This is a genomic window from Myxococcus vastator, assembly GCF_010894475.1.
Classification (GTDB): Bacteria; Myxococcota; Myxococcia; order Myxococcales; family Myxococcaceae; genus Myxococcus; species Myxococcus vastator.
The window spans coordinates 1-8056 of record NZ_JAAIYB010000388.1 but is presented as its reverse complement, the minus strand read 5'-3'; the positions used below and the strand labels follow the sequence as shown (position 1 = coordinate 8056).

The following is an 8056-nucleotide window of genomic DNA, read 5'->3' as shown; positions in this document are numbered from 1 at the left end:
CCATGGGACGCCGCGCGGGGTCCACAGGATTCCGAGCGCCGGGACCCGCCATGGGTGCGGCACCCGGGCCCGCCACGGGCCTGCCACCGGGACCCGCGCCAGGGCCCGCCGCGGGGCGGACACCGGGACCCGCGATGGGCGCCGCACCCGGGCCCGTACTTGGCGCGGCACCCGGGCCCGCCACGGGGCGAACTCCGGGACCCGCGATGGGCGCCGTACCCGGGCCCGTACCTGGCGCGACGCCGGGGCCTGCCGCGGGCCTGACACCCGGGCCCGCCACGACGGGCGCTCCGGGAACCCCACCCACGGGAGCAGCCTGCTCCGCGGCGGAGGCGGCCGGTGCGCCCGGGCCCCACAGCTCGCGGGGAACGACGTCTCGCGCTTCCGGGAAGCGCCAGGGAAAGGCGAAGTTGAGCCCGTCCTCGGACATCTGGAGCCGGCCCTGGATGGAGCCGCTTTCGATGAGCAGTTCAATGGTCGGCAGGGTGAGGGGCCCCCACATGGTGCCCCTGTCGTTGCGGACCCAGTACTGCCGGACCTCACCCTCCGCCATGCGCGGCCTTGCTCCTTCGTCCTGCGAGAAAAGCGAACCCTACCGCTGTCCTCCGCCGCATCAAAGCAGAGCGCCGGAGCGCGAGCCCCTTACTTCGACTCAGGGCGCCGCGCCATCCAGCGCCGCGAGCCCGAGCGCCGCCAGACACGCCGCGTCCGCTTTCTGTTCAGCGGGCGGGTCGAAGCAGTACACCTCGCTGTCGAAGACCTTGCACAGCCCGTCCGGGGTGGACGCACAGGCCGACTTGGAGAAGGCGGTGGTGCAGTTGTACCCACACACCGGGCCCGCCTCGGTGTTCTTGCACTGCGGCGCGGGCAGCTCGCGCTTCCAGGCGCACAGGGCGGCGGGGGAGGGGTCGAAGCAGCGGAGGTTGCCGCCGGCCAGCTTGCACACGCCCGCGGGCGTCCGAGCGCAGCGCACCCCCTCTGGGGCGTTGATGCAGCCATAGCCGCACGTCAGCTCCATGGCGTTGCTGTGGCACTGGGCGGTGGGCGTGTCCTTGCCGTACACGGCGAACACCACGGCGGGCGGGTCGAAGCACTCCACCTCGCCGCTCCGTCCCCGGCAGACGCCCGCGGGGGTCTGCGCGCACTTCACCCGGCCGGGCTGCGTCGCGCAGTTGTAGCCACACGCCACCACCCCATCGATGCTCTGACACCCCGGCTTCGGCAGCGCCGCGCCATAGGCCTTCTGCACGTAGGCCGGCGGGTCGAAGCAGACCGCCTGCCCGTCAATCACCTGGCAGTGGCCCTGCGGCGTCTGCGCGCAACGCACCCGCTGTCCGTCTGACATGCACCCGTAGCCGCAGGACACCTTGCCGTCGATGGCGCGGCACGTCGGCTTGGACGGGTCCAGCGGAAGCGGAACCGAGCCCAGGGTGAGCGCCAGCACGGTGAGGAAGGAAGCGAGCACGGGGACCTCGGAGGGGGGAGCAAAGTCGCCCCGTCATGAACGCCCAAGGTGGGTGACGACGCAAGAAGCGGGCGGTCATGGGCGGCGGGCCGGGCCCGTGGTACCCAGGCGCCGCCCGCGAGGAGGCTCACCCGGTGGACGTGGACGTCAGTGCGCTGCACCTCATCCTGCTGTGCCTCGCCGCGCTGATTGCCGGCATGGTGGATGCCATCGCGGGGGGCGGCGGGCTCATCTCCCTCCCCGCGCTGCTGGCCGCGGGCCTTCCGCCCCACGTGGCGCTGGGCACCAACAAGGGGCAGTCCGTCTTCGGCGCGTTCGCCGCGCTGGTGCGCTTCTCCCGCGCGGGGCTGGTGGATGGGCGCCTGGCGCGGGTGACGTTCCCCTTCGGCCTGGGTGGGGCCTTCGCGGGCGCGGCGCTGGTGCTGCTGGTGAAGCCGGAGGTGCTCAAGCCGCTGGTGCTGGTGCTGCTCATCGCGGTGGCGGTGTTCCTCGCCTTCCGCAAGTCACCGCGTCCGGGGGACACGCCGGAGCCCGGGCCGCCCGCGCGCGCACGGGCCATTGGCGCGCTCATCGCGCTGGCCATCGGCACCTACGACGGCTTCTTCGGACCGGGGACGGGGACGTTCCTCATCGTGGCCTTCTCGTCCCTGCTGGGACACGGCCTGGCGCGCGCGTCCGCGGACGCGAAGGTGGTGAACTTCGCCTCCAACCTCGCCTCCGTCGCGCTGTTCGCCCTCAAGGGCCTGGTGCTGTGGAAGGTGGCGCTGCCCATGGCCGGCGCCCAGTTCGCGGGCGCCTGGCTGGGCGCGCACCTGGCCGTGAAGGGCGGCGACACGCTGGTGCGCAAGGTGGTGCTGGGCGTGGTGCTGGCCCTGGTGCTCAAGCTGGGGCACGACGTGGTGACGGCCTGAGAAGCCCGTCACCCGCCGTCAGCCGATGTGCACCAGCAGCGCCTCACGGCGCTTCGCCACGGTGGCCATGAACTTCTGGAGCTCCTCGAAGTAGGAGAGCAGCTCCTCCAGTGGGTCCACCTCGGCCTCGGGCTCGTCCCACGTCCCGGGGTAGATGTCCTGGGCCTGCATGGCGGCCGCGTCGTAGCGCGCGCGCAGCGTCTTCTCCGTCACCTGCTGGAGCGCCGTGGCCAGGGCCTGGACTTCGGCCGGGGTGAAGACGCGCGCGGTGCCTTCCTCGGAGGGGATGTCGCCCACGTCCTCGCCGCCCCGCACCAGGAAGTCCAGCGGCGCGCTGCCCTCCCACGGCGTTCCGGTCAGCAGGTACTGGAGGCCGTGCCACGCCTCGCCGATGTCCAGCTCCAGGAACGCCGAGCCCTTCGGGTCACCGAAGTCCTCGTCATCGTCGACGAAGTCCTCCAGCCGTTCGGGGAACTGGAGCAGGGCGACGCGCTGGGGCTCGGTGGCGCTGCGCAGGGTGCAGAGCATCTCCATGGAGCTATTCCACCACCACCAGCTTGGCGTTGTTCTCCACGGCGGTGCCTTCCTTGGCGAACAGCTCCGTCACCTTGCCCGCCTTGGGGCTCTTGAGCTCGTTCTCCATCTTCATGGCCTCCACCACCACGAGCCCCTGGCCCTCCGTCACCTCGTCGCCCACCTTCACCACCTTGCCGGGCATGGGCGCGGTGACCAGCTGCTTGCCTTCGACGGAGAAGGCCGCGTTGGCCGCGCGCAGCCGCAGCCGGCGCTCATCCGCCACGTCGATGCGGTTCACCTGGCCGCGCAGGAGCACGCCGAGCTCGTCGCCGTTCTCCTCGAACTCGACGCTGTACGACTGGCCGTCCACCAGCATGGACAGCGTGCCGTGCTCCAGCGCCAGCGCGTCCACCTGGTACGTGGTGGCGCCCACGGTGATTTTGTACTGGTCGTTCCCCAGGGGCTCCAGGTCCACGGGAACGGCTTCCTTCTGGCCCTGCTGCTTCGTGAAGTAACGCATGGAAGTCCTTCCGAGCTTTGGGGTTAGCGGCGCGTGCGCAGCGCCAGCTTCCACGGGGAGACGCCGCCGTTGCCACCGCCCTGGCCGCCGCTGGCGCCGGGCAGCGTCTTCGCGCGCTTCTGGTCCTTCTGGTACGTGTGCACCACGCTGGCCAGCAGCGCCATCTCGCTCAGCTTCGCGTCCTCCGCGCCCAGCAGCGCGTCGTGCTGGCGGGTGAGGAAGCTGGTGTCGTAGTCGCCCTCGATGAACTCGGGGTGCGCCAGGATGGCCTTCAGGTAGCGGATGTTGGTGGTGATGCCCTTCACCACGTACTCGGACAGCGCGCGCTGCGTGCGGGCGATGGCCTCGCGCCGCGTGGGGGCCCACACGGACAGCTTGGAAATCATCGGGTCGTAGACGTTGGGCACCGTGTACCCGGGGAACACGCCCGAGTCGTCCCGCACGTTCGGCCCACCCGGCACGCGCAGGTACGTAATCTTGCCCGGGCTGGGCATGAAGTTGCGGCTCGGGTCCTCCGCGTACACGCGGACTTCAATGGAGTGACCGCGCGGCGTGGGGGCCTCGGTGAGGCCGAGCTTCTCGCCCTCGGCGGCCTTGATTTGCATGGCCACCAGGTCCAGGCCCGTCACCCACTCCGTCACCGGGTGCTCCACCTGGAGGCGGGTGTTCATCTCCAGGAAGTAGAAGTTGCGGTGCACGTCCACCAGGAACTCCACCGTCCCGGCGCCCACGTAGTTGACGGCCTTGGCCGCCTTCACCGCGACCTCGCCCATCTTCGCGCGCAGCTCCGGCGAGAGGATGGGGCTGGGCGTCTCCTCCACCACCTTCTGGTGCCGGCGCTGCGCGGAGCACTCGCGCTCGTTCAGGTGGATGGTGTTGCCGAACTGGTCCGCGAAGACCTGGATCTCCACGTGGTGTGGCTTCTCCAGGTACTTCTCGATGTAGACGGCGTCGTTGCCGAAGGCGTTGAGCGCCTCGCTCTTGGCGGCGCGCCACGAGGACTCGAAGTCCTCCATGCGCTCCACCTTGCGCATGCCCTTGCCACCACCACCGCCCGCGGCCTTGAGCATGACGGGGAGGCCAATCTTCTCCACGTAGGCGCGCGCGTCCTCCACGGAGGCGACGGGCTCGGTGGTGCCGGGCACCACGGGCACGCCCGCCTTGATCATGTTCGCGCGGGCACGCGTCTTCTCGCCCATGGCGTCCATGGCGGACGCCGGCGGGCCAATGAAGGTCAGCCCCGCGGCGTCACACGCGCGGACGAAGGCGGCGTTCTCTGAGAGGAAGCCGTAGCCGGGGTGGATGGCATCGGCGCCAGCCTGCTTCGCGGCGTCGAGGATGCGCTGCTGCACCAGGTAGCTCTCACGCGAAGGCGGGGGCCCCACGAAGATGGCCTGGTCAGCCGTGCGCACATGCAGGGCGGAGCGGTCCGCCTCCGAGTACACCGCCACCGTGGCGATGCCGAGCTCCTTGCACGTGCGCATCACCCGGATGGCGATCTCGCCGCGATTGGCGACGAGCACTTTGCGGATCTTGGGCATGGGGCCCGTCTAGCACGGGGCGCCCCTGTTTGCCGCCTCTACTTCCGGGTGTTCAGGTACTGCTCCATGTAAGCGCGAGCCTGCGTCAGCTTGGCCTCCACGAAGCGGTCGTCCTCGTCCGGCTCCGGCGGCTTCGGCGGACCCGACCGTCCAGGTTCGTTGCCGAAGTCGACCGCGGCGGCCAACAGGTTGCGTGCCGAGTTGCCGCCGCCGAAGAGGCGGGCCAGCATGCCCGTCTCCACGTCCAGCCAGCGCGCCGCCTGCCGGATGACGTCCAGAACCTCACCTTCCACGGCCTTGGACGGGCGCCCCGGGCCGCTGATGCAGGAGCGGGCGTAGCTGTGCTCGCGGTCCACGAAGAGGCCCAGCGCCCGGTCCCGGAAGTCCTGCGCCAGGGCCTGACTCATGGCGTCGAGCTGCTCCTCCAGGAAGGGCTGCTCGGACTTGCGCGCCTTGCGGCCAGGGGCGGGCGGGAGCTCCAGCTCGACGGCGTGCCAGCCCGCGTCGGCCAGCCCCTCTGGCGGAGGCTCCACCCACTTCACCTCGGGCGTGGCCAGGTCCACCGCTTCGCAGACACGCTTGAGCGTCTGGCGCAGGGCGGTGAGGTTTCCTTCGACGTCGGAGAGAAAGAGGATGAGGCGACGGTGGGACAAGATGAGATTCCTTTCCTGGCCCCTGTAAGCCCGTTCGTCACCCCCAAATTTCCCCGTCGCGCGCGCCTGCCTGCCCTGCTGGCGAGAGAGGGCGGGCAGGCGAGGGCTGGAAGAGACCTAGAGCGGGATGTTGCCGTGCTTGCGGGGGAGGTTCTCCTGGCGCTTGTCCTTCAGCAGCTCCAGGGCGCGGATGAGCTTGGCGCGCGTCTCCTCCGGACGGATGATTTCGTCGATGTAGCCCAGCTCGGCCGCCTTGAACGGGGTGGCGAACTTCTCGCGGTAGTCCGCCGTCAGCTTCGCCCGCTCGGCGGCGGTGTCCGTGGCCTTGAGCAGCTCGTTGCGGAAGATGATGTTGACCGCGCCCTCGGGGCCCATGACGGCGATTTCGGCGGTGGGCCAGGCGAAGTTCATGTCCGCGCGGATGTGCTTGGACGCCATGACGTCATAGGCGCCGCCGTAGGCCTTGCGGGTGATGACGGTGACCTTGGGGACGGTGGCCTCGGCGTAGGCGTACAGCAGCTTGGCGCCGTGGGTGATGATGCCGCCCCACTCCTGGTCGGTGCCGGGCAGGAAGCCGGGCACGTCCACCAGCGTGACGAGCGGGATGTTGAAGCAGTCGCAGAAGCGCACGAAGCGCGCGGCCTTGATGCTGGCGTCGATGTCCAGCACGCCGGCGAGCACCGCGGGCTGGTTGGCCACCACGCCCACGCTGCGCCCGTTCATGCGCGCGAAGCCGATGACGATGTTCTTCGCGAAGTGCTCCTGCACCTCGAAGAAGTGCTTGTCGTCGACGATGGCCTTGATGACTTCCTTGATGTCGTAGGGCTTGTTGGGGTTCGCCGGGACAATCGTCTTGAGCGACTCCTCGGCCCGGAACGCGTCGTCCTCGCACGGCTGGACGGGCGCCTCCTCCTGGTTGTTGGAGGGCAGGTAGGAGAGCAGCTCGCGCGTCATCACGATGGCGGCCTGCTCGTTCTCCGCCGCGAAGTGGGCCACGCCGGACTTCTGGTTGTGCGTGACGGCGCCGCCCAGCGCTTCCTTCGACACCTCCTCGTGCGTCACCGTCTTGATGACGTCCGGGCCGGTGATGAACATGTACGAGGTGTCCTTCACCATCATGATGAAGTCGGTGATGGCGGGCGAGTACACCGCGCCGCCCGCGCACGGACCCATGATGAGCGAAATCTGGGGCACCACGCCGGAGGCCAGGGTGTTGCGCACGAAGATGTCCGCGTAGCCGGCCAGGCTCTCCACGCCTTCCTGGATGCGCGCGCCGCCCGAGTCATTCAGGCCGATGACGGGCGCGCCCACGCGGGTGGCCAGGTCCATGATCTTGCAGATCTTCTGCGCGTAGGCGCCCGACAGCGAGCCGCCGAAGACGGTGAAGTCCTGGGCGAAGACGAAGACCTTGCGGCCTTCCACGGTGCCGTAGCCGGTGACGACGCCGTCGCCGGGAATCTTCTTGTCGCCCATGCCGAACTCGCTCGAGCGATGGGTGACGAACTTGTCCAGCTCGCAGAAGGAGCCGGGGTCGAGGAGCAGGTCGATGCGCTCGCGGGCCGTGAGCTTGCCGGCTTCGTGCTGCTTGGCGATGCGGTCGGCGCCGCCACCCAGCTCGGCCTGCTTCTCCATCTTCTCGAGACGCGCGCGGAGGGGGTCCTTCTCGGGAGTCTGGTCCATGGGGCGCGTCTAGCATGATTGGGGCGCAGACGCGCTGCCTGGATTCCTGGCTTCCATGGCGGAACGCCTGGGGTCGTCCAGCACCGCGTCCACCGCCGCCAGGTCCAGGCCGTAGCGCTGGCGGACCTCCACCAGGGGTGACTCCCACATCCGACGCCACGGTGCCCCGAAGAGGGGCTGGGCCCGCTGTCCCAGCAGCCAGCCCCGGACGATGGCGCGCATGCGCTCCTCGCGGTGGGAGAACGCGTAGAGGAGGGTGTTCGTCAGGCCGCCCGCGAGGATGCCCAGCGCGAAGGGGCTGCCCACCTGGGCCAGGCTGAAGGCCTGGAGGCCCAGCTCGCCCGCCACGCTCGTCGGAAAGCCCGTGAGGACGTGCCAGACGTCATGGGATTCGAGCAGGTGCGCGCGCACGTACTCCTCGTCGGTCCGCGCCTCCAGGGAGGGCAGGGCGCGCGGGTCCACCTGGTTCGCTTCCAGGTGGTCGACGAAGGCACGTCCCAGGGTGTGCTGGGGCAGGGCGCGCAGCGCGGCCATTGGGAGCGGGCCCATGCGCGGGCGTTCGATGAAGGCCTGGGCCGCGGGGGCGTGGCGCATCAGCCGCTCCACCAGCCGCCGCATCGCCACGGGGGGCGCGAGCACCGGGGCCAGACCCAGGACGTCCTGGAGTTTCTCCGGGTGGCGGAGGGCCCGAGCCATCCGCCAGGCCGTCCACGCATACGCGACAGGATTCCTCATGGTGCCTCCAAGGCGGGGGACGCTGGGGCCAACGC

The 8056-nt window shown here is 70.1% G+C and carries 8 protein-coding genes and 1 pseudogene; 1 reads left to right on the top strand and 8 read right to left on the bottom strand.

What is annotated here, in order from left to right:
• Together G4D87_RS29050 and G4D87_RS29045 are read right to left on the bottom strand one after the other, a co-directional pair.
• Positions 1–553: pseudogene (locus G4D87_RS29050) on the bottom strand (molecular chaperone DnaJ); the annotation flags it as partial.
• Positions 554–652: 99 nt separating this feature from the next.
• Positions 653–1465, bottom strand: a complete 813-nt coding sequence (locus tag G4D87_RS29045; protein WP_163785963.1) for a hypothetical protein — start codon at positions 1463–1465, stop codon at positions 653–655.
• Positions 1466–1599: 134 nt separating this feature from the next.
• Here G4D87_RS29045 and G4D87_RS29040 point away from each other — a divergent pair, with 134 nt between their 5' ends.
• On the top strand, positions 1600–2376 hold the full coding sequence (locus G4D87_RS29040; RefSeq protein WP_163785962.1) for a TSUP family transporter: 777 nt from the start codon (positions 1600–1602) through the stop codon (positions 2374–2376).
• 18 nt (positions 2377–2394) lie between these two features.
• On the opposite strand, the gene G4D87_RS29035 is transcribed toward G4D87_RS29040, so the two are convergent.
• The 6 genes from G4D87_RS29035 to G4D87_RS29010 form a co-directional block, all read right to left on the bottom strand.
• Complete coding sequence (locus G4D87_RS29035; protein WP_163785961.1) at positions 2395–2910, bottom strand: YfbM family protein; 516 nt, start codon at positions 2908–2910, stop codon at positions 2395–2397.
• Between the two features lie 4 nt (positions 2911–2914).
• Positions 2915–3412, bottom strand: a complete 498-nt coding sequence (locus tag G4D87_RS29030; RefSeq protein WP_163785960.1) for a biotin/lipoyl-containing protein — start codon at positions 3410–3412, stop codon at positions 2915–2917.
• A gap of 23 nt (positions 3413–3435) precedes the next feature.
• The gene (locus tag G4D87_RS29025; protein WP_163785959.1) at positions 3436–4953 is read right to left on the bottom strand and encodes an acetyl-CoA carboxylase biotin carboxylase subunit; all 1518 of its coding nucleotides are present in this window, start codon (positions 4951–4953) and stop codon (positions 3436–3438) included.
• Between the two features lie 38 nt (positions 4954–4991).
• Entirely contained in the window at positions 4992–5606 is a 615-nt protein-coding gene (locus G4D87_RS29020; RefSeq protein WP_163785958.1) for a hypothetical protein, read from the bottom strand.
• Between the two features lie 117 nt (positions 5607–5723).
• Positions 5724–7286: an acyl-CoA carboxylase subunit beta gene (locus G4D87_RS29015; protein WP_163785957.1), complete on the bottom strand. Its 1563-nt coding sequence runs from the start codon at positions 7284–7286 to the stop codon at positions 5724–5726.
• A gap of 9 nt (positions 7287–7295) precedes the next feature.
• A complete protein-coding gene (locus G4D87_RS29010) occupies positions 7296–8021 on the bottom strand; it encodes a Coq4 family protein (protein WP_163785956.1) in 726 nt (241 codons plus the stop codon).
• Between the last annotated feature and the right edge of the window lie 35 nt (positions 8022–8056).

Excerpts from the sequence above, each read along its gene's own strand:
- G4D87_RS29030 (WP_163785960.1), bottom strand. The coding sequence starts at position 3,412 with ATGCGTTACTTCACGAAGCAGCAGGGCCAGAAGGAAGCCGTTCCCGTG.
- G4D87_RS29010 (WP_163785956.1), bottom strand. The coding sequence starts at position 8,021 with ATGAGGAATCCTGTCGCGTATGCGTGGACGGCCTGGCGGATGGCTCGG.
- G4D87_RS29025 (WP_163785959.1), bottom strand. The coding sequence starts at position 4,953 with ATGCCCAAGATCCGCAAAGTGCTCGTCGCCAATCGCGGCGAGATCGCC.
- G4D87_RS29035 (WP_163785961.1), bottom strand. The coding sequence starts at position 2,910 with ATGGAGATGCTCTGCACCCTGCGCAGCGCCACCGAGCCCCAGCGCGTC.
- G4D87_RS29015 (WP_163785957.1), bottom strand. The coding sequence starts at position 7,286 with ATGGACCAGACTCCCGAGAAGGACCCCCTCCGCGCGCGTCTCGAGAAG.